Below are 20,871 nucleotides of genomic sequence, written 5' to 3' on the forward strand. Positions count from 1 at the left end.
AGCTAATTACTGAATACTGGTTAAAATATCAGTGTTTTTCTGCTCTGCACGTAATTGCTGGCAGATGTTATAAACCCCGCAAATTTCCCTGGTCCGAAGATGGCAAAAGCAAAAACCAATTTTACCTGCACTGAATGTGGTGGTATTGTCAATAAATGGGCGGGGCAGTGTCCAGCCTGCGGGCAATGGAATACCCTGGTTGAAACCATCGTAGAATCTGTCGGCAACCGTTTTAGTGCAAAACCACAGGGCTTGGCACAATCTGCACCGGTTTTGAATCTGGCTGAAATCGAGGCACTGGATGTACCGCGTTTTGGCACTGATATTGACGAATTTGATCGTGTGCTGGGCGGCGGGCTGGTAGCGGGTGGGGTCGTGCTGATCGGTGGTGACCCTGGCATAGGTAAATCGACCTTGCTGTTACAGGCGCTGGCCAACCTGGCTCGTATTAAAAAAGTCTTGTATGTCAGTGGTGAGGAGTCAGGTGCGCAAATCGCATTGCGTGCCAAGCGCCTGTCGCTGGATGCCAAGGATTTGCAACTGCAAGCAGAGATACAACTGGAGAAAATTCTCAATACCCTGGCTGAACACAAGCCCCAGGTTGTGGTCATTGATTCCATACAGACCATGTATTCAGATGCCCTGAGTTCGGCGCCAGGTTCTGTTGCCCAGGTGCGCGAATGTGCTGCCCAGTTGACACGGGTTGCCAAGACCATGGACATCACCATGATCCTGGTCGGCCATGTCACCAAAGAAGGCGCTCTGGCTGGACCGCGTGTGCTTGAGCATATCGTTGATACGGTCTTGTATTTTGAAGGCGATACCCATTCCAGCTTCCGACTGGTGCGGGCGATAAAAAACCGTTTTGGCGCAGTCAATGAGCTGGGTGTGTTTGCCATGACAGAAAAAGGCTTGAAGGGGGTATCCAATCCTTCTGCCTTGTTCCTGTCCCAGCATGACACTCAGGTAGCCGGTTCTTGCGTCATGGTCACGCAAGAGGGTACACGGCCCTTGCTGGTAGAGATACAGGCGCTGGTCGATAGCTCGCATGCACCCAATGCACGCCGTTTGTCCGTCGGTCTGGAGCAAAACCGCCTGGCCATGCTGCTGGCAGTGTTGCACAGGCATGCGGGCGTGGCGGCTTTTGATCAGGACGTATTCATCAATGCGGTGGGCGGTGTCAAGATTGCTGAACCAGCAGCCGATCTGGCGGTGCTGCTGGCGATTAACTCTTCCATGCGCAATAAACCCTTGCCGCGTGGTCTGGTCGTATTTGGCGAGGTTGGGCTGGCGGGCGAAATACGTCCAGCGCCACGTGGTCAGGAGCGTTTGCGTGAAGCTGCCAAGCTGGGCTTTTCCATCGCCATGATCCCCAAATCAAATGCGCCCAAACAAAAAATCGAGGGCCTGACCATCATAGGTGTAGACAGGATAGAAGAAGCCTTGTCCAGAATTCGCGATGTCGATAGTGAAATCCCGGATTAGTTTTTTGCTGCCGCCTTCAAGTCTTTGATGGTGGCCTGGCTGGCTGCGATGCCACTGCGTACTGCGCCTTCCAGTGTGGCAGGGTAGTCGCCTTTGGTGTAGTCACCTGCCAGATACAGGCCAGCGTAAGCAGTATGATTATCTGGTCGGTTCAAACCGGGTGTGCAACTGAAGGTGGCGCGTTTTTCCGAGATGCATTGATGCCAGATGGGTTGCGCCAGTTCTGGCATACCCAGGCTCTGTGCCAGTTGCGCGGCAATATCCATCGCCAGCTCATGTCTGTCAATTTCAGTAGCGGCTTGTGAAACGCTGACTACCACCGCCAGCAAGCCAGCCTGATCTGACTGTAATTGACCGCGGTCAAATACATATTGTCCCCATTTTTTTTGATCAGCATCGTCAAGCAGGGCCAGCATGGGGCGGGGCAATCGCACACTCTGCGCATATTGCAGGTAGCAAGTTGTGATGGGTTCGTAACTCATGGCAGGCAAGGGTGTTGCCGAATCTTTGGCTGGCAATGTGGACAGTAATCTGTTTGCATTGGCAAAATCGCAAGCAAGTATGATAGCGTCATAGAGCGGAAGTTGTGCTTCAGCTTGCTTCAGTTGTATTTGCCATTTGCCATCTTCATTTTGCACAAGGCCTGTTGTCGTATGCGCTGTTAAAACTTGCCCGCCGTGAGCGCGTACGTAGTCAGCCGCTTTTTCTGGGAGGATACTACTCAGATCCAACCGGGGTATCAGCATATCGGACGCTGCACGCTTGGCTCCCAGGCTGTCGCGCAGTACATTTAAAAATACCTGTGCTGAAGCACGCTCTGGTGGTGTATTCAAGGCTGCGATGCAGAGCGGTATCCACATAAGACGACATAAGCGAGGCGTTTGATCAAAGCGCTCCAGCAATTCCATGACGCTGCAATCTTCATTCAGGCGCCAGTCCATCCAGCGTGCTGTAGAGGAAAATCTGGCCAGCGCCATTTTATCGGCAAAGCCCAGGCCACTGGATTTAATCAGCGCCAGTAATAAGTGTAGTGGGGCAGGCAGGCGCGGGGCAATGAATGACATGCCGTCTTCCAGATCCGGGTACACCATTTGCAGCGGCAAATTCAGCAGGGCTGTCTGCGTATCCACACCAAGCAGTCGCATCAGGCGCAGGCTCTGGGTATACGCGCCCAGCAAGATATGCTGGCCATTGTCCAGTTCCTGTCCTTGCAAAGTGACGCCGCGGGCGCGCCCACCCAGGTTGCGGCTGGACTCGAATAAGGTAGCCGTCGCACCTTGCTGTACCAGCTCACAGGCAGCCGCGCAACCAGCCCAGCCAGCGCCGATGACGGCGACGGACTTATTTTTCAGCATATCTTTTTTAGCCACGGACGTAGGTTTTCCAGGCCAGCCAGAGTTTGCGTATCGGTGTCAGTGAAATGCGCTGATTCAGTACATGAAAACCGTCGCGCTGGATTTCCACCAGCAGGGCACGGTAGATCGCCGCCATGATCAGGCCGGTTCTTTGCGCCTTGCGGTCTTCCGGTGGCAGCAGGGCGAAGGCTTCTTCATAGAGCTTTTGCGCACGCTCATACTGGAATTGCATCAGGGTTTCAAATTGTGTGCTATGACGGGCATTCAAAATGTCGGCTGCAGTGACGTTGAATTGCTGTAATTCATTAACGGGTAGATAAATCCTGCCTTTACGGGCATCCTCCCCGACATCGCGGATGATATTAGTCATCTGGAAAGCCAGTCCCAGCTTTTCAGCAAATTGACGGGTTTGCGGGTTGGTGATGCCAAAAATACTGGCCGATAAAATGCCGACAACACCAGCGACATGCCAGCAATATTTTTGCAGAGCATTGAAGTCGAGGTAACGGGTCTGGTTCAAATCCATTTCCATACCATCGATAATCGCCAGCAAATGCGCGCCATCAAGTTGATATTCCGCCATATGCGGCAACAAAGCCTTGGTGACAGGGTGCGTAGGCTGGTTCGCCAGCATGGCCTGGATTTCCTTGCGCCACCAGCCCAGCTTGCTGCGCGCCACCATATCGTCCGTGCTTTCATCAACAACATCATCGACTTCACGGCAAAATGCATACAGGGCGGTAATCGCCCGCCTTCTGGCTTGGGGTAAGAACAGGAAACTATAGTAAAAACTTGAACCACTTTGTGCCGCTTTTTGCTGGCAATATTCGTCTGGGGACATGCTTGGTTTTGTAGTAAGTGGCGGCAGGGGTAGCCAAAAAAGTAGCTATGTTAACAAACTGTGGCAAAGCTCACAAATTTCATACGGATTTTGCCTTTAATGCAATGTACTATTAAGGACTGCCCTGCAGTTTACATGGAAAATATGAAATCATTGTGATGAAAACAAATTCTTTGCGAAGCGGTAACTTATTTCGACCAGGGATTTTTTTGCCAGATTGTACTGTCTGATGGGCTGCAGTTGCAGCGTGCACGAGGGGCCTTAATTTTGTCGTAACATATTGTAATCGAAACGAAGAACTGTCTTCTTGCTCAGGAGTGAACGTATAATAGGCGGCGCTTTACATTGTGCTTCATTTAATGCTGTATTTAGATGGCACGGCTTTTGAAAAAATTATCAATCCGGACAAATATCTTGAATAAATCGAAATTTGCAGCAATTCTGGCTGGTGTAGGCATAGTCCTCGCCGGATGTGGCGGCTTTGTATACACCACCGTAGGTGGTACGGTAACTGGCTTGGGACCTAGTGATACCATCGTCTTGCGCAATGAGGGAAACTATACCCAGACCCTGACTGCCGACGGTAGCTTCAATTTCAATGTGGCCAGCAATGGTAACTATACGATCACAGTTGCAACTCAGCCAAATTCTGTTAATTGCAGTGTAGCCAATGGCACGGGCCGGATGAGTGGCGAAACTTCGGTCAGGAATATTGCTGTGACTTGTACTCCTAATGTTCCGCTGGGTGGTACAGTTGCAGGCATGACTGATGGCGCATCCATGACCTTGGTTAACAATGCCTTGTACAACGCTACAGTAACTGCAAATGGCAGCTTTACATTTGCCAACTATGTGGTCAGTGGCACTACCTATGCAATTACCGTTGGGGTTCCGCCGCCATCACAATACTGTACTGTTGCTAATGGTACAGGCACAGCCAGTAATACCAATTTGCCAGCAGCATTGACATCTGTAGTTACTTGCGTGCCTGCAGTGCCAGTCAAGTTCACGGTCAATGGCCTGACGGCAGGCACGATCCTGACTATGGTTAATACAGTCGATGGTTTCGCTGACAAATACGCTGTTACTGCGCCAGGCAATTATCTGTTCCACTGGAGTTGGTTGAGTGGCAAGGCCTTTAATGCTACGGTGGATACCCAGCCCACAGGGCAGACTTGCAAGGTAACTGCAGGTACTGGCGTGGTTGATGCGGCTAATCTTGCTGCTTCTGCAAACATCATCGTGGATTGCGCCAAGACTTAATCGGTTTTGGTTTGTGAAAAAAGCTGGGCAGATATCAAATCTGCCCAGCTTTTTCGTTTTATGCAGTTATGAAATGGCGATGCAATGGAGCTGAGTTAGGTTACTTATAGTTCTTCCAACTTGCCTTGCTCATTGAAGTAGAAGATTCCTTCATGCTTGAAGCCCCATTTGCCACCCTTGAGGCGTATGAAGGGTTCAAAACTGAAAAGGCCCACTTCGCCTAACTCCAGCTTGTTGTCCGCATGAATATATTGTCTGTCATCTCGGTCGGTGACTATGCTGTGCCCTACATTATTCCGGTAATCCAGATTAACAAAGCCATTTTGCCGTATGCGCAAATTGGCCCAATCAAATAACTGGCCAAAAGTGGTTTTTGGTGTCACAGTTTCCAGCATTTGTGCATGTAAATGCTGCTGAAAGCAAAGACCATTGCGAAACTCCAGTAGCTGGGGAGTTGATGTCACTCTGCCATTTTCTACTGCAAACGAGCGGGCGCAGTCCCCCCAGTAATCTTGCTGGCTGGGGCTTAAATCCACCGTGATCAGATTAGCACTGCCAACAGTCTCCTTGCAGGGTTGATAGTCACTGCCAGAAATCGACACGCAACTGCGCGAGCCCAGCAAGACCAGGGCTGGACATTGATGATACCAGGTGTCGGAATAGCCCGACTCGCAGAGCATGGCATAAGCCTTGTCAGCGATGCTTTGCTCGCTATCTTCTGCGGTAATCATGCTGGCCAGGCGTGCCAGAACCGTCTTGGCAGCGGTCTGTATTTCCCTGTGCTTGGCGATTTGCAATGGGCTGGGCATGATATGGTATGGTTTATCGAACAAAATACTTGGCTTGTTTTCTTACTTGCTTCTCATCTGTTTTGATTGCCACTGGAGTTCTTGCTGTCACTTGAGCTGCCCGTGACTGTCCTCACGCCAGCGCGCGTGACATCCACTGCGGTTCCGACAACAGCACTGCCAACTTTAACTGTGGTGGAAACTGCTGCATCTGCTATGGCAATGACTGTGCAGGCATTCAGCGACAATAGACATAGTAGGAAAGCACAACGGTAGATACAAGTTAGCAAGGCTGACTCCGGATTGGTGGCAAGCTGGGCAACAAATCAACTGAATTGCCAGGCCCATATCTGTTTAGTATGATTTTTAGTCTGATCAATAGATGAATTTTAAGTTCAATCCTGCATATCTCCTACCGCTATCGGAAAATTCCAGGAATGATTGCGGGGCGATCGTTATTTTTGATACAGGTCGATATTCGCAATCGTTTGCTCCTTATTGATACACAGCCATATCATGGCTTACTTCAGGGCTCACTTACATACGTGTAGCACGCCAGGCCAGTTTCAGCCAATCCAGCGCGTTCAATTTTGGGCGATGCTGAAACACATCAAAGTTGCCTGTTTCGATTTTTTCCAATATGCGTAAGCCGCCTTGTACAACCAGGCGTAATTCCCATCCCAGTCTGCCGGGCAGGCGCTTGGCTAGTCCGCTGCCACTGAGCATCATGTTTCTGGCACGCCCCACCTGGAAACGCATCATATTGCGCCAGTCCTCATTTTGCATGCCGTTGGCAATTTGTTGCTCGCTGATGCCAAAACGACTCAGGTCATCTAAAGGCAAATAAATCCTTTGCTTTTGCCAGTCTATGGCGACATCTTGCCAGAAGTTGATCAATTGCAATGCACTGCAGATGGCATCTGAGTCGCGCAAATTGTCTGGGCTGGCGGCGCCATACAGATGCAACATGAGTTTGCCTACCGGATTGGCAGAACGCTCACAATAATTAAGCAGGGCAGGGAAGTCAGCATACCTGACGGTGACCACATCTTGTTTGAATGCCGACAATAAGTCCCGAAAACATTGCAAAGGCAAGTCATATTCACGGGTCACTTTGGCCAGTGCCTTGAATAGTTGTGATTCGCTGCTACTATTTTTCTCTATGTTATTGAGTTCTTGCTCATATTCAGTCAATTCCCTGAGCCTTTTCTCGGGACTGGCATCACCCTCGTCGGCAATATCGTCTGCACTGCGGGCAAAGGCATAGATGGCTTCGACTGCAGGTCTGAGGCGGGCAGGAAGTAAAACCGAGGCAACCGGGAAATTTTCGTAATGGTTAATAGGCATAAACAGGCATAGACAGGCATTATTTGAAATTAATTTCATGAAAAAGCTTAATGACCGAAAAGTCATTGGCAAAAACAGGATGCTTAACTATAATTACTAACCGCAAAGTCAGTTACTTGATAGTAGCATGCAGTCAATATAAAAAGTTATTAAGATATTACATCGTCTTTTAGTTCTTACCGTTTTGTCCCGGCCCGGAAAGCCTGCATAGTAAAGGAAAACTCCTGTGTTAACACCAGAAACCACCAATCATCCTCAAGCGAGGCAGTTTGCTGGAAGGCGTATTGCTCCATTTGCCTTCATCCTTGCGTCCGCAATGTTATTGCAGGCTTGTTCCAAGCCCGCTGCAAAAACGGAAGATATACGTCCAGTCAGGACTATTACACTGGCGAGCAGTAATGTTGATGTCAATGCCGAGTTGACTGGGGAGGTTCGTCCACGTATAGAGTCGCGCCTGGGTTTTCGTGTTCCTGGCAAAATTGTTGCGCGTAAGGTTGATGCGGGTACCCAGGTCAAGCGTGGTCAGGTATTGATGCAGCTAGATCCACAAGATCTGGCCCTGGCGCAGGTTCAAGCCAAGGCTGGTTTGTCAGCGGCGGAGAGTAACCGTGATCTGGCCAAGGCTGAATTGAAGCGCTATCAAGAATTGCGGGCCAAGAATTTTGTCGCCGCCGCAGTGCTTGATGGCAAGGAGGTGGCATATAAGTCAGCTCAATCCACTTATGAGCAAGCACTGGCAGCCTATAAAAACCAATCCAACCAGTCTTCTTATACAAGCCTAGTGGCAGATGTTGATGGCGTGGTAACGGGTATCGATGCTGAGGTGGGGCAAGTGGTCGCTGCTGGTACACCAGTGGTACGGGTAGCTCAGATGGGGGCACTGGATGTCGTAGTGGGCATACCTGAAGATAAAATCAATTCCATACGCCAGATGACCGATGTGAATGTGCGTTTGTGGGCCAATCCTGGTCAGTCCATTCCAGGTAAGCTCCGTGAATTGTCACCGATAGCAGATGCAGTAACACGCACTTATACCGCCAAGGTCAGCCTCGCTGGTGATAATAAGGATGTGCAGCTCGGCATGACTGCTTATGTCAGCTTTAATGCAAAAAATCCTAACAATGCGATCAAAGTGCCTTTGACGGCCTTGTTCCAGGAAAAAAATACTTCTTCAGTTTGGGTGGTTGAGTCTGGCGTAGTCAGGTTGGTGCCTGTGCAAGTCGCTGGCTCTTCTGGTGAAGAAGCTTTGCTGGCCGGCGGCGTCAAGCCAGGTCAGGTCGTGGTCACAGCTGGTGCTAACTTGCTCAAGAATGGACAAAAAGTGACTATTCTCGGTGTTGAGGCGGCGCCTGCTGCGGCCACGGCTCCAGCTCCAGTCAAGGCAGTGGCTGCTGCCAGCGATGCAGCGTCGGTCTCAGGAGCTGCTAAATGAGCGACTCTTCACGTGGTTTCAATTTATCCAGATGGGCGCTGGAGCATATTCCGCTGACGCGCTATCTAATGGTCGTGCTCTTGCTGGGCGGTATACTCAGTTATGGCAGGCTGGGGCAAGATGAAGATCCGCCGTTTACTTTCCGTGCCATGGTGGTGCGGGCTATCTGGCCAGGTGCTACCGCTTTGCAAATGGCCGATCAGGTGACTGACAAGCTGGAAAAAAAACTGCAAGAGACGCCATACATAGACAAAATACGTAGTTATTCCAAGCCAGGTGAAACTTTAATCATCCTGCAATTACGTGAATCGACGCCGCCTAAAGATACGGCGCAATCCTGGTACCAGGTGCGCAAGAAGATAGGTGATATACGCTCGACTTTGCCGCCTGGTGTACTCGGCCCATTCTTCAATGATGAATTTGGTGATACCTACGGTTCTATTTTCGCCTTGTCTGGCGATGGCTTCAAGTATGAAGAAGTCAAGGAATATGCAGATTTTGTGCGTCAGCAATTCTTGCGCATACCCTCTGTCTCCAAGGTTGAATTGTTTGGCGTACAGGATGAGAAAATCAATATTGAATTTTCCCAGAAAAAATTCTCGCAACTGGGTGTGCCTTTTGACGTCATCGTAGGGCAAATCAATTCACAAAATGGCGTAGAAGCTACAGGTGTGTTGACGACCTCTACTGATAATCTGCAGGTGCGCATTTCTGGTGCGCTGATGACAGTAAAAGAGTTGGAAAACTTGCAATTGCGCGCCAATGGTACCAGTTTCCGTCTGGGGGATTTTGCGACAGTCAAACGTGAGTATAAAAACCCGCCGCAAGACAAGATGCGCTTCAATGGCAAAGAAGTTGTTGGCCTGGGTATTTCCATGGAAAAGGGCGGCAATATTATTGAATTGGGCAAGCATCTGCAAATTGATGTTGCTGAAATCAAGGCCAAGTTGCCAGTGGGTATTACGCTGGAACAAGTGACCAATCAGCCAGATGCGGTGAAATCCTCGGTCGGTGAATTTATTCACACGCTGATAGAAGCAGTCGTCATTGTTCTGGCAGTTAGTTTCCTGGCGCTGGGTTTGCACACCAAACCCTTGCGCCTTGATATCTGGCCAGGTCTGGTGGTGGGTTTGACAATACCTTTGGTGTTGGCAATTACCTTCTTGTTCATGCGCATATTTGATATTGACTTGCACAAGATATCCTTGGGCGCATTGATTATTGCCCTGGGTTTGCTGGTCGATGATGCGATTATCGCCGTGGAAATGATGGTCAGGAAGATGGAGGAGGGCTTCTCGCGTTTTGATGCTGCGACCTTCGCCTACACCTCGACTGCCATGCCCATGCTGACAGGTACGCTGATTACGGCGGCAGGTTTCTTGCCTATTGGCCTGGCTAAATCGGCTGCAGGTGAATATACCTTCTCCATGTTCTCGGTGAATGCCCTGGCATTGCTGATTTCCTGGCTAGCTGCTGTTATTTTCACACCTTACCTCGGTTACTTGCTGTTGAAGGTCAAGCCGCATGCTGGTGGCGGTGGTAGTGAGCATGAAATTTTCGATACACCTTTTTACTCGCGCTTCCGCGCGCTGGTGAACTGGTGTGTGACCTGGCGCAAGACGACTATCGTCATTACGCTGGGTGTGTTCATGCTGGGCGTGTTTGGATTTAAATTTATTGAACAGCAATTCTTCCCTGATTCCAGTCGTCCTGAATTGATGGTGGAGTTGTGGTTGCCAGAAGGTTCTTCATTCCAGGCGACCGAGGCACAAGCCAAGAAATTTGAAGCTTTCATGCAAAAGCAGGAAGGTGTGGAAAGTGTCACCAGTTATGTAGGTACGGGTAGCCCGCGTTTCTATCTGCCACTGGATCAGATTTTTCCGCAGACCAACGTCTCGCAAATCGTGGTCTTGCCCAAGGATTTGAAGGCACGTGCAGCATTGCGCTTGAAGATTATTGAAGCCTTCAAGACGGATTTTCCTGAAGTACGTGGTCGTGTGAAGCTCTTGCCGAATGGCCCACCAGTTCCTTATCCTGTGCAGTTCCGCGTAACAGGCCTGGAAGTAAGCAAGGTCAGGGAAATTGCTGATCGCGTGAAAGAAGTCATGCGCACCAATCCAAATACGGTTGGTGTCAATGACAACTGGAATGAATCAGTCAAGGTGGTGCGTATTGATCTGGACCAGGATAAATTGCGTACTCTGGGCATTACTTCGCAATCCGTCATGCGGGCCGCGAATACTATCCTCACTGGTACGACCGTAGGTCAGTTCCGCGATGGCAATAAACTCATCGACATCGTGGTGCGCCAGCCTGTGGACGAGCGCTCTACCATAGAAGCGCTGGGTAATGCCAATGTGCCTACCGGTAGTGGTAAATATGTGCCTTTGTCACAAGTGGCACGTATCAATCTGGTATGGGAGCCAGGCGTGGTCTGGCGTGAAGGGCGCGAATGGGCGGTGACTGTGCAATCTGACGTCATTGATGGCATACAAGGGCCTACCGTATCCAGCCAGGTTTCACCAAAGCTGGATCAGATCAGGGCCAGTCTCTTGCCAGGTTATAAGATAGAGCTGGCAGGTGCGGCAGCGGATAGTGGCAAGGCGCAGGAATCGATTGCAGCCAACGTCCCATTTGTGATTTTCATCATCTTCACCTTGCTGATGTTGCAATTACATAGTTTCTCCAGATCCTTGCTGGTATTCCTGACCGGGCCTTTGGGTGTGGCTGGGGCGGCAATGGCCTTGTTGATATTGCAACGTCCTTTTGGTTTTGTTGCTCAACTCGGTGTGATCGCCTTGTTCGGCATGATTATCCGTAACTCGGTAATTTTGATTGACCAGATCGAGCATGATATAAGTGAGGGCGTTGCTCCCTGGGATGCGATCGTGGAGTCGGCCGTACGTCGCTTCCGCCCTATCATCCTGACCGCTGCTGCAGCGGTGCTGGCAATGATACCTTTGTCGCGCTCGGTGTTCTGGGGGCCGATGGCAGTTGCCATCATGGGCGGTTTGATCATTGCGACAGCATTGACCTTGTTATTCTTGCCAGCTTTGTATGCTGCCTGGTTCCGTGTCAAGAAAACCAGTGTATAGCCTGGTCTATTGATGGCCTTGACCCTGTCAGTGCCTGGTGCTGACAGGGATAAAAGTTTGGAAAACACCTTGAAACAGTAGGTATAGCGCCTGTATTTAAAAAAATAAGGCACATACTGGTAAAATCCAGTAGAATATCGGGCTGGAGTTGTAATGCCACATACATCAGTTTTGGGCGACGCTTGAATTTCGGGTCGCCCTTTGCTTTTGTGACGGCCGTGCTCAACGTGTGGCGGCATTGCGCCGGTGAACATAAACATACATCCCGCGAGGATGGCGAAATTGGTAGACGCACCAGGTTTAGGTCCTGACGCCAGCAATGGTGTGGGGGTTCGAGTCCCCCTCCTCGCACCACAGAATTTTTACTATTTGGACGATTTTCATGGCAACTGCAGTCGAAACTTTAGATAAATTGGAACGCCGCTTGACGATTTCCTTCCCGGTCGCTGATGTGCAATCGGAAGTGGAAAAGCGTTTGAAGCAACGCGCGCGCACAGCAAAAGCGCCTGGTTTCCGTCCTGGTAAAGTACCTATGAAAATGGTAGCTGCACAATACGGCTATCAAGTAGAAACAGAAGTGCTGAACGACAAAGTCGGTCAGGCTTTTGCTGCTGCTGCAAATGAAAATAAATTACGTGTTGCTGGTTATCCAAGCATAGAGCCAAAGTCTGGATCAGACGTGGCTGAAGGCAGCTTGGCATTTGATGCAACTTTTGAAGTGTATCCAGAAATCACAGTTGGTGACCTGTCTGCTGCAGAAGTAGAGCAAGTCAAATCTGATGTGACTGATGCTGAAATCGATAAAACCATCGATATCCTGCGCAAGCAACGTGTGCATTTCCACGTTAAAGGCGAGCAGGGCGCGCATGGTGACGGTGGTGCAGACCAGTCCGCACAAAATGGCGACCGCGCTACTGTCGATTTCGTTGGCAAAATCGACGGCGTCGAATTTGCTGGCGGTAAAGCTGACGGTTTTGCATTTGTGTTGGGCGAAGGCCGTATGCTGCCTGAGTTTGAAACAGCAACTATCGGTTTGAAAGTTGGCGAATCCAAGACTTTCCCATTGGCATTCCCAGAAGACTACCATGGCAAGGATGTTGCCGGTAAAACTGCAGAATTCACAATTACTTTGACAAAATTGGAATGGGCGCATATGCCTGAAGTGGATTCCGAATTTGCCAAAATGCTGGGCGTAGAAGACGGCGACCTGGTCAAGATGCGTACAGACATCAAAGAAAACCTGGAGCGCGAAGTGCGTGGTCGCGTTAAAGCCAAGACTAAAGAAAGCGTCATGGACGCTTTGGTCAAGGTAGTGGCATTCGACGTACCTAAGACGCTGGTTGCACAAGATGGCGAACGTCTGGCAGAAATGACACGTCAAGACATGGCGCAGCGCGGCATGAACGTTAAAGATGTGCCTTTCCCAGCTGACTTGTTCAATGCACAAGCTGAACGTCGTGTTCGCCTGGGCCTGATCCTGGCTGAACTGGTCAAGGCCAACAGCTTGCAAGCGACAACTGAGCAAATCAAGGCACAAGTTGAAGATTTCGCGCAAAGCTATGAAGATCCGCAGCAAGTCGTTAAATATTATTTCAGCGACCGCAATCGTCTGGCTGAAGTTGAAGCCCTTGTATTAGAAGAAAACGTCGTTAACTATGTGCTTGGTAAAGCGAAAGTCACAGACAAGGTTCTGCCTTTCGACGAATTGATGGGTAACAACGCACAAGCGTAACAAATAAAGGAAAACACATGACAGGCATCATCCGTAATTCGGCACTGGACACAAACATGCTGGGCATGGTGCCTATGGTGATTGAGCAAAGCGGCAGAGGTGAGCGTGCTTACGACATCTATTCCCGCTTACTCAAGGAACGTGTGATTTTCCTGGTTGGCCCGGTCAATGATCAGGCCGCCAACCTGATCGTGGCACAGTTGCTGTTTTTGGAAAGTGAAAATCCTGATAAGGATATTTCGCTCTACATTAACTCTCCAGGCGGTTCAGTGTCTGCGGGTATGGCAATTTATGACACCATGCAATTCATCAGGCCCGACGTATCTACCCTCTGTACTGGCCTGGCGGCATCCATGGGTGCTTTCTTGTTGGCTGCTGGCGCAAAAGGTAAGCGTTTTTCACTGCCAAACTCACGTATCATGATCCACCAACCTCTGGGCGGCGCTCAAGGTCAGGCATCTGATATTGAAATCCAGGCGCGCGAAATCCTGTATTTGCGCGAACGCTTAAATGGCATACTTGCTGAAAAAACTGGGCGTAGCCTGGAGCAGATATCTAAAGATACAGATCGCGACAATTTCATGTCGGCAGATGCGGCAGCAGAATATGGTTTGATCGATAAGGTGCTGGCGCATCGCGCTTAATTAGTTATCTTAATTACTTATCCAAGTAGCTTATCAAAAGAAGAACGCCTGTTCCTTGATGGTCCGGGCGTTTTTTTATTCTGTTCTATAATGTCTCATTGCTCCCCATTGTTGCATATTGATGTCATGACGAAAGCCGTTTTTGCAGGTAATATGCAAGACCAAGAAGCTGAGGAAATTTGTGTTGAAATTTGCGCAGGCAAGGCCCAATTAAGATCTTGCCTGGCCGCAGCTTAATCACCAGTTTTATAGATTAATTTTGTTTATTTTATATACGTATCATGCCCGATAAAAAATCCTCCAGCGGAGAAAAGTTGCTCTATTGCTCGTTTTGCGGCAAGAGTCAGCATGAGGTTAAGAAATTAATAGCGGGGCCATCCGTATTTATCTGTGATGAATGCATAGATTTGTGCAATGACATCATTCGTGACGAAGTGTCCGAAATTGATAATATTGCCAGTGCAAAAACTGAATTACCTACACCACAGGAAATCACTGATTTGCTGGATCAATACGTCATTGGTCAGCTCAATGCCAAGCGCATCCTGGCCGTAGCGGTATACAACCATTACAAACGCCTCAAGCACCTAGGTAAAAAAGATGACGTCGAACTGGCCAAGAGTAATATCTTGCTGGTCGGTCCTACTGGTTCAGGCAAGACTCTGCTGGCGCAAACGCTGGCACGCATGTTGAATGTGCCTTTCGTGATTGCGGATGCGACTACTCTGACTGAAGCGGGTTATGTCGGTGAGGACGTAGAAAACATTATTCAAAAATTGCTGCAAAATTGCAATTATGAAGTTGAGCGTGCGCAAAAAGGTATCGTCTATATCGATGAGATCGACAAGATTTCCCGTAAATCCGATAATCCTTCGATTACCCGTGATGTTTCTGGCGAAGGCGTGCAACAGGCTTTGCTGAAGCTGGTTGAAGGCACTATGGCTTCTGTGCCGCCTCAGGGTGGTCGCAAGCATCCCAACCAGGATTTCATCCAGATTGATACCACCAATATCATGTTCATCTGCGGTGGTGCGTTTGATGGCTTGGCCAAGATCATTTCCGACCGTTCTGAGCGCAGCAGCATAGGCTTCTCTGCCAGCGTCAAGAGCCAGACAGAAAAGAGCGCCAGCGAAGTCATGCAAGACGCAGAGCCGCAGGATCTGATCAAGTTTGGTCTCATTCCTGAACTGGTTGGCCGTCTGCCTGTGATTGCTACCTTGAATGAACTGGATGAAGCGGCCCTGATACAAATTCTGGTTGAGCCCAAAAATGCCCTCATCAAGCAATATGCAAAATTGCTGGAGATGGAAGGTACTGAACTGGAAATCCGTCCTGCAGCCCTGCAAGCGATCGCCAAGAAGGCTATTGCACGCAAGACAGGTGCCCGTGGCCTGCGTTCCATTCTTGAGCATGCTCTGCTGGATGTCATGTATGACTTGCCTAGCCACCAAAATGTGGAGAAGGTGGTGATTGACGAAGGTACCATTACAAATGGTGCAAAACCCTTGTTGATTTACCATGAGCAACCCAAGGTAGCAGGCGCCTGATGGCATTGTTTGCCATGAAGTAAAAGAAAATGGAGAGCTTGCTCTCCATTTTTTATTTATTTTGCCTTGTTTTAAATTGATTCGAAGTACAATGGTTTAACAAAACGATTCTGGCTTCATTCGTAAAGCTACCCGGGGAAGCTCTCTGAGTGGCTTTTTTTATTGTTTTTTTCCAGAATGGGCTTGTGTTTCCGCCCAGTGCGCCAACATTGTTAACCAGTATTTATGAAAGGTGCGCCATGACGACTACTCTGATTACCGAACAAACCCAATTGCCGTTATTGCCACTGCGTGATGTTGTTGTATTCCCGCACATGGTAATCCCTCTGTTTGTGGGACGCCCCAAATCCATCAAAGCCCTTGAAGCTGCCATGGATCAAGGCAAGAGCATCATGCTTGCTGCCCAGAAAGCTGCTGCCAAGGACGAACCTTCGGCAGATGACATTTACGAAATTGGCTGTATTGCCAATATCCTGCAAATGCTGAAATTGCCCGACGGTACTGTCAAGGTACTGGTCGAAGGTGCGCAACGTGCGCGCATCAGCAAGATCCATGATTCTGAATCGCATTTCTTTGCTGACTTGACTCCTATCGCCGTTGATGAAGGTGATGAATCAGAAGTGGAGGCGATGCGTCGCGCCATCGTTCAGCAATTTGACCAATACGTCAAACTGAACAAAAAAATTCCACCAGAAATCCTTGCATCCCTGTCCGGCATTGATGATGCTGGTCGCCTAGCTGATACCATCGCCGCGCACCTGCCTTTGAAACTGGAACAAAAACAAGTCATCCTGGAAATTTTCAGTGTGGCAAAACGCCTTGAACACTTGCTGGGTCAGCTCGAAGGCGAGCTCGATATCCTGCAAGTTGAGAAACGTATCCGTGGTCGTGTCAAGCGCCAGATGGAAAAATCCCAGCGCGAGTATTACCTGAACGAACAAGTCAAGGCGATACAAAAAGAGCTGGGTGAGGGTGAAGAGGGCGCTGATATTGACGAGCTGGAGAAAAAAATCCTGGCCGCCAAGATGCCTAAAGAAGCTCGCGACAAGGCGCAGAATGAGTTGAAAAAACTCAAAATGATGTCCCCTATGTCGGCAGAGGCTACTGTCGTGCGCAACTACATCGACACCATCGTCAATTTGCCGTGGAAGAAAAAATCCAAGGTCAATAATGATTTGACGAATGCTGAAAAAGTACTGGAAGACGAACACTTTGGCCTGGATAAGGTCAAAGAACGCATCCTGGAATATCTTGCAGTACAACAGCGCGTTGACAAGCTGAAAGCCCCTATCCTGTGTCTGGTAGGTCCTCCAGGTGTGGGTAAAACCTCGCTGGGGCAATCCATCGCACGTGCCACGAACCGCAAGTTCGTGCGCATGGCTCTGGGTGGCGTGCGTGACGAGGCTGAAATTCGCGGCCATCGCCGTACTTACATAGGCTCCATGCCAGGCAAGATTTTACAAAGCCTGTCCAAGGTCGGTGTGCGCAATCCTCTGTTCCTGCTGGATGAGGTGGACAAAATGGGGGCTGATTTCCGTGGCGACCCATCATCTGCCTTGCTGGAAGTCCTGGACCCTGAGCAAAATCATACTTTCTCGGATCACTATATCGAAGTCGATTTCGATTTGTCCGATGTGATGTTTGTGGCGACGTCCAACTCCTACAATATCCCGCCAGCTCTGCTGGACAGGATGGAAGTAATACGTCTGTCAGGTTATACCGAGGATGAAAAAACCAGCATTGCACAACGTTATCTGCTGCCTAAGCAAATCAAGAATAATGGTTTGAAAGAGGGCGAGATCACTGTGGCAGAAAGTGCTTTGCGCGACATCATTCGCTATTACACACGTGAAGCTGGCGTGCGTTCTCTGGAAAGGGAAATCTCCAAGATTTGCCGCAAGGTCGTGAAAATGCTCTTGTTGAAAAAGACCGAGAAAAAAGCCACGGTCAATTCCAAGAACCTGGATAAATACCTGGGTGTACGTCGCTATGACTTTGGTGTTGCCGTTAAAGATAACCAGATTGGTCAGGTAGTTGGTTTGGCCTGGACTGAAGTGGGCGGCGATTTGCTGACCATAGAAGCCGTGGCTATGCCTGGTAAAGGTGGCGTTATCCGCACCGGTACTCTGGGCGACGTCATGAAAGAATCGATAGAAGCAGCCCGCACTGTAGTGCGCAGTCGTGCCAAGCGTCTGGGTATCAAGGCGGACGTTTTCGAGAAGAGTGATATCCATATCCACGTACCTGAAGGCGCTACACCGAAAGATGGCCCATCTGCTGGTATCGCCATGACCACGGCTTTGGTATCGGTTTTCACTGGTATTCCAGTGCGTGCTGATGTCGCCATGACAGGTGAGATTACCTTGCGCGGTGAAGTATTGCCTATCGGTGGCTTGAAAGAGAAATTGCTGGCCGCTCACCGTGGTGGTATCAAGACTGTGTTGATACCTGAGGAAAATGCCAAGGATCTGACCGAGATTCCGGACAATGTCAAAAACAAACTGGAAATCATTCCGGTTCGTTGGATAGACAAAGTCCTGGAAATCGCTCTGGAAACCCAGCCTGTTCCTCTGATTGATGAACCAGTTCCAGTGGCAGCGGCGACACCTGCAGCCACCTCAACTGAAACGCCTGCAGATACTACCGTAGTTAAGCACTAAAGTTCTTGAACACTAAGTTGTCGCTCTGAAATAAAAAACGTCCGGATATCCGGACGTTTTTTTATGTCTGCTGCCGATGAGTGTCTGTTGTCAGGCAATAATTAATGTGCCTGAGATGCTGACTGGGCATGGTGCAATTGGAAAGGCTGAATCGCGCCCGGTCTGACCTCAAACCCAATTGCGCATAAGGCCAACCGCCAAGCCTTCCAAGGCGAAATCTTCTTCAGTATCCCCAATTTTAATGACAGGGTAATCCGGGTTTTCCGGCATCAGTTCTATCAGGCTGCCAGTCTTCTTGTAACGTTTGACGGTCACGTCATCACCCAGGCGTGCCACCACGATCTGGCCATTGCGAGCACTGTCGGCTTTTTTGACTGCCAGCAAGTCACCATCGAGTATGCCAGCATCACGCATGGACATACCGCGCACCTTGAGTAAGAAGTCTGGTTTGGCAGAGAACAGGGCCGGGTCCACATGGTAAGTAGATTCGATATGTTCGCTCGCCAGTATTGGCGAGCCGGCAGCAACGCGGCCAACCAGTGGCAGGGCAAGTTGCAATAGGGCGGGGTGGGGCAGCGCCAGTTGTTTGCCTGTGATATGGCTGGACAACTCAGACTCCAGCAGGCGTATGCCGCGTGAAGTGCCTGCTGCAATTTCTATGACGCCTTTGCGAGCCAGAGCTTGCAGATGTTCTTCCGCTGCATTGGTTGAGCGAAACCCCAATTCTGTCGCAATTTCTGCACGAGTGGGGGGGAAGCCCGTGTTTTGAATGGCGTCTTTAATCAGGTTCAGGATTTGCTCCTGGCGGGCAGTGAGTTTGAGCATGGCGTTTTCTAGTGTTGAGATGCTGTATATACAAGCAGTCTGTATTTTTATACAGTAAAGCTGAATATGCAAGTGAAAATCCCTGAGATCGCCAGTAAATGTGAAAAAATACCTCACTATTAATGGAAAAACGGCCTATAACTTAGCTAAGCCACTGATCCAATTGATCAATATGAAAAACTGGGTTATTATTATCGGCTTTCCTCTTCCCGCACTCGTCTTGACGCCGAGGCGGGCTATTTTATTGTCCACAAGGAGAATATATGCGTCATTATGAAATCGTATTTATCGTACATCCAGATCAGAGCGAGCAAGTTCCTGCAATGATCGAGCGCTACAAGGCAAGTGTTGTAGCCCGTGGTGGTCAAATCCATCGCGTTGAAGACTGGGGCCGTCGTCAATTGGCTTACATGATTCAAAAACTGGCAAAAGCACACTATGTTTGCTTGAACATCGAATGCGATGCTGAAACTCTGCTCGAGTTGGAAACAGCATTTAAATTCAATGATGCTGTTTTGCGTCACCTGACAGTCAAATTGAAAAAAGCAGAAACAACACCTTCTCCTATGATGAAAGCTGTTCAGAAAGAAGATGCTGCAAAAGCGCAACGTGTTGAAGCGCCTGCTGCTTAATAATTGACAAAGGTCGCGTAAAAAATAGTGAATCAGCTGAAGCTCGTAGCCCGGATTGTGGAAAAAAGCGCATTGCGCTACACCCCGGCCGGTATCCCGATAGCTTCTGCTACCCTGATGCATAGTTCAGAAACTCGTGAGGCGAACGCAGTTCGACAGGTCGAGTTTGAGATTTCTGCGATGGCTGCTGGTGAAATATCCCAGCGTTTTACAGAAATTGCCCTGGAACAGCCCATGGAATTCACCGGTTTTTTAGCGCGCAAAAATCGCAATAGCAAAAGTCTCGTTTTTCACGTCACTGAATTCGGGACACATTTACTAGATTAGGAGCCAAAAATGGCATTCGGTAAAAAATTCGACAAAAGCAAATTGAAGCAAAAGCGTCAACAACAAAACCCTTTGTTCAAGCGCAAAAAATTCTGCCGCTTCACAGCAGCACATGTAGAAAAAGTTGACTACAAAGACATCGACACACTGAAAGATTTCGTGCAAGAAAACGGCAAAATCATGCCAGCACGTTTGACCGGTACAAAAGCGCTGTATCAACGTCAAGTTGACACTGCAATCAAACGTGCACGTTACCTCGCGTTGCTGCCATACACTGATTTGCACACAGCGTAATTGACGACAAGGTAAAGGAGAAAAATATGCAAGTTATTCTGTTGGATAAAGTCGTTAATCTCGGCAATCTGGGTGATGTAGTTCGCGTTAAAGACGGCTATGCACGTAACTTTTTGATTCCACAACGTATGGCTCGTCGTGCTACGACAGCTGCAGTTGCTGAATTCGAAGCAAAACGCGCTGAACTGGAAAAAGCAGCAGCCGCCAAATTGGCAGCAGCTCAAGCTCAAGGCGAAAAACTGTCCGGTCTGACCGTACAAATCACACAAAAAGCTGGTGTGGATGGCCGTTTGTTCGGTTCCGTTACTAATGCTGATATCGCTGAAGCCCTGACTAAACAAGGTTTCGCTTTAGAAAAAGCACAAGTACGTTTGCCACAAGGTCCGTTGAAGATCGCTGGCGAACATAGTGTTTCCGTTGCTTTGCACACTGACGTTGTAGTTGACGTTAACGTTGCAGTAGTGGGCGAACACGCGTAATTTGTTTTTTTGCAAATTGCTGGAAAAAAGCCGGGAATTCCCGGCTTTTTTCATGTTTGGGGGAAATATCACCCGATTTACCTGTTTGTCACAAACTTGTCACAAACTCGCCAATTTCTCGTAAT

Annotated in this window: 17 protein-coding genes and 1 tRNA gene; 13 read left to right on the forward strand and 5 right to left on the reverse strand. The window is 49.2% G+C overall.

The window, feature by feature from the left end; all coding sequences use genetic code 11:
• The first annotated feature begins 99 nt into the window (after window positions 1-99).
• Window positions 100-1,485, forward strand: coding sequence for a DNA repair protein RadA (radA, locus tag ACO0LC_RS25620; RefSeq protein WP_423008517.1), 1,386 nt, complete (start codon window positions 100-102; stop codon window positions 1,483-1,485).
• Here radA and hpnE read toward each other — a convergent pair.
• Together hpnE and hpnD are read right to left on the reverse strand one after the other, a co-directional pair.
• Entirely contained in the window at window positions 1,482-2,855 is a 1,374-nt protein-coding gene (gene hpnE / locus ACO0LC_RS25625; RefSeq protein WP_423008518.1) for a hydroxysqualene dehydroxylase HpnE, read from the reverse strand. The two genes, radA and hpnE, sit on opposite strands and share 4 nt — an antisense overlap.
• Window positions 2,848-3,681 (reverse strand): presqualene diphosphate synthase HpnD, encoded by an 834-nt coding sequence (hpnD, locus tag ACO0LC_RS25630; RefSeq protein ID WP_423008520.1) that lies wholly within the window; start codon window positions 3,679-3,681, stop codon window positions 2,848-2,850. The genes hpnE and hpnD overlap by 8 nt, the downstream gene beginning before the upstream one ends.
• Before the next feature lie 414 nt (window positions 3,682-4,095).
• Between hpnD and ACO0LC_RS25635 the strand changes: the two genes are divergently transcribed.
• Complete coding sequence (locus tag ACO0LC_RS25635; RefSeq protein WP_423008522.1) at window positions 4,096-4,944, forward strand: hypothetical protein; 849 nt, start codon at window positions 4,096-4,098, stop codon at window positions 4,942-4,944.
• A gap of 104 nt (window positions 4,945-5,048) precedes the next feature.
• Here the strand turns inward: ACO0LC_RS25635 and ACO0LC_RS25640 are convergent, their stop codons facing one another.
• Complete coding sequence (locus ACO0LC_RS25640) at window positions 5,049-5,753, reverse strand: M24 family metallopeptidase (RefSeq protein ID WP_423008524.1); 705 nt, start codon at window positions 5,751-5,753, stop codon at window positions 5,049-5,051.
• Window positions 5,754-6,269: 516 nt separating this feature from the next.
• Window positions 6,270-7,079, reverse strand: coding sequence for a squalene synthase HpnC (hpnC, locus tag ACO0LC_RS25645; protein WP_423008594.1), 810 nt, complete (start codon window positions 7,077-7,079; stop codon window positions 6,270-6,272).
• Window positions 7,080-7,305: 226 nt separating this feature from the next.
• Here hpnC and ACO0LC_RS25650 point away from each other — a divergent pair, with 226 nt between their 5' ends.
• From ACO0LC_RS25650 to lon, 7 genes are all read left to right on the forward strand, one after another.
• Complete coding sequence (locus ACO0LC_RS25650) at window positions 7,306-8,511, forward strand: efflux RND transporter periplasmic adaptor subunit (RefSeq protein WP_423008526.1); 1,206 nt, start codon at window positions 7,306-7,308, stop codon at window positions 8,509-8,511.
• On the forward strand, window positions 8,508-11,606 hold the full coding sequence (locus tag ACO0LC_RS25655) for an efflux RND transporter permease subunit (RefSeq protein WP_423008528.1): 3,099 nt from the start codon (window positions 8,508-8,510) through the stop codon (window positions 11,604-11,606). The genes ACO0LC_RS25650 and ACO0LC_RS25655 overlap by 4 nt, the downstream gene beginning before the upstream one ends.
• Window positions 11,607-11,873: 267 nt before the next feature.
• A tRNA-Leu gene (locus ACO0LC_RS25660) sits at window positions 11,874-11,960 on the forward strand.
• Window positions 11,961-11,988: 28 nt separating this feature from the next.
• Window positions 11,989-13,338 carry a trigger factor gene (tig, locus tag ACO0LC_RS25665; protein ID WP_423008530.1) on the forward strand — a complete coding sequence of 450 codons (1,350 nt, stop codon included), beginning with the start codon at window positions 11,989-11,991 and terminating at the stop codon, window positions 13,336-13,338.
• A gap of 17 nt (window positions 13,339-13,355) precedes the next feature.
• Window positions 13,356-13,982 carry an ATP-dependent Clp endopeptidase proteolytic subunit ClpP gene (gene clpP / locus ACO0LC_RS25670; protein ID WP_423008532.1) on the forward strand — a complete coding sequence of 209 codons (627 nt, stop codon included), beginning with the start codon at window positions 13,356-13,358 and terminating at the stop codon, window positions 13,980-13,982.
• A 281-nt stretch (window positions 13,983-14,263) separates the two neighbouring features.
• The gene (gene clpX, locus ACO0LC_RS25675) at window positions 14,264-15,529 is read left to right on the forward strand and encodes an ATP-dependent Clp protease ATP-binding subunit ClpX (protein WP_423008534.1); all 1,266 of its coding nucleotides are present in this window, start codon (window positions 14,264-14,266) and stop codon (window positions 15,527-15,529) included.
• Window positions 15,530-15,768: 239 nt separating this feature from the next.
• On the forward strand, window positions 15,769-18,189 hold the full coding sequence (gene lon, locus ACO0LC_RS25680) for an endopeptidase La (RefSeq protein ID WP_423008535.1): 2,421 nt from the start codon (window positions 15,769-15,771) through the stop codon (window positions 18,187-18,189).
• Window positions 18,190-18,357: 168 nt separating this feature from the next.
• On the opposite strand, the gene lexA is transcribed toward lon, so the two are convergent.
• Complete coding sequence (gene lexA / locus ACO0LC_RS25685) at window positions 18,358-19,014, reverse strand: transcriptional repressor LexA (protein WP_423008537.1); 657 nt, start codon at window positions 19,012-19,014, stop codon at window positions 18,358-18,360.
• 263 nt (window positions 19,015-19,277) lie between these two features.
• Here lexA and rpsF point away from each other — a divergent pair, with 263 nt between their 5' ends.
• Genes rpsF through rplI form a run of 4 tightly spaced genes read left to right on the forward strand, consistent with a single transcriptional unit; the run spans window position 19,278 to window position 20,746 of the window.
• On the forward strand, window positions 19,278-19,646 hold the full coding sequence (gene rpsF / locus ACO0LC_RS25690; RefSeq protein WP_110252958.1) for a 30S ribosomal protein S6: 369 nt from the start codon (window positions 19,278-19,280) through the stop codon (window positions 19,644-19,646).
• Window positions 19,647-19,673: 27 nt separating this feature from the next.
• A complete protein-coding gene (gene priB, locus ACO0LC_RS25695) occupies window positions 19,674-19,973 on the forward strand; it encodes a primosomal replication protein N (RefSeq protein ID WP_423008539.1) in 300 nt (99 codons plus the stop codon).
• A 9-nt stretch (window positions 19,974-19,982) separates the two neighbouring features.
• Window positions 19,983-20,267 carry a 30S ribosomal protein S18 gene (gene rpsR, locus ACO0LC_RS25700; protein ID WP_110252960.1) on the forward strand — a complete coding sequence of 95 codons (285 nt, stop codon included), beginning with the start codon at window positions 19,983-19,985 and terminating at the stop codon, window positions 20,265-20,267.
• 26 nt (window positions 20,268-20,293) lie between these two features.
• The gene (gene rplI / locus ACO0LC_RS25705; RefSeq protein WP_423008541.1) at window positions 20,294-20,746 is read left to right on the forward strand and encodes a 50S ribosomal protein L9; all 453 of its coding nucleotides are present in this window, start codon (window positions 20,294-20,296) and stop codon (window positions 20,744-20,746) included.
• Window positions 20,747-20,871: the final 125 nt, after the last annotated feature.

Source organism: Undibacterium sp. JH2W, from assembly GCF_049340425.1.
In the GTDB taxonomy this organism is placed as follows: Bacteria; Pseudomonadota; Gammaproteobacteria; order Burkholderiales; family Burkholderiaceae_D; genus Undibacterium.

Coding starts and splice junctions, on each gene's coding strand:
- hpnC (WP_423008594.1), bottom strand. CDS start 7,079: ATGCCTATTAACCATTACGAAAATTTCCCGGTTGCCTCGGTTTTACTT.
- hpnD (WP_423008520.1), bottom strand. CDS start 3,681: ATGTCCCCAGACGAATATTGCCAGCAAAAAGCGGCACAAAGTGGTTCA.
- rpsF (WP_110252958.1), top strand. CDS start 19,278: ATGCGTCATTATGAAATCGTATTTATCGTACATCCAGATCAGAGCGAG.
- lon (WP_423008535.1), top strand. CDS start 15,769: ATGACGACTACTCTGATTACCGAACAAACCCAATTGCCGTTATTGCCA.
- rpsR (WP_110252960.1), top strand. CDS start 19,983: ATGGCATTCGGTAAAAAATTCGACAAAAGCAAATTGAAGCAAAAGCGT.
- lexA (WP_423008537.1), bottom strand. CDS start 19,014: ATGCTCAAACTCACTGCCCGCCAGGAGCAAATCCTGAACCTGATTAAA.
- tig (WP_423008530.1), top strand. CDS start 11,989: ATGGCAACTGCAGTCGAAACTTTAGATAAATTGGAACGCCGCTTGACG.
- rplI (WP_423008541.1), top strand. CDS start 20,294: ATGCAAGTTATTCTGTTGGATAAAGTCGTTAATCTCGGCAATCTGGGT.
- ACO0LC_RS25655 (WP_423008528.1), top strand. CDS start 8,508: ATGAGCGACTCTTCACGTGGTTTCAATTTATCCAGATGGGCGCTGGAG.
- ACO0LC_RS25640 (WP_423008524.1), bottom strand. CDS start 5,753: ATGCCCAGCCCATTGCAAATCGCCAAGCACAGGGAAATACAGACCGCT.
- clpX (WP_423008534.1), top strand. CDS start 14,264: ATGCCCGATAAAAAATCCTCCAGCGGAGAAAAGTTGCTCTATTGCTCG.
- radA (WP_423008517.1), top strand. CDS start 100: ATGGCAAAAGCAAAAACCAATTTTACCTGCACTGAATGTGGTGGTATT.
- clpP (WP_423008532.1), top strand. CDS start 13,356: ATGACAGGCATCATCCGTAATTCGGCACTGGACACAAACATGCTGGGC.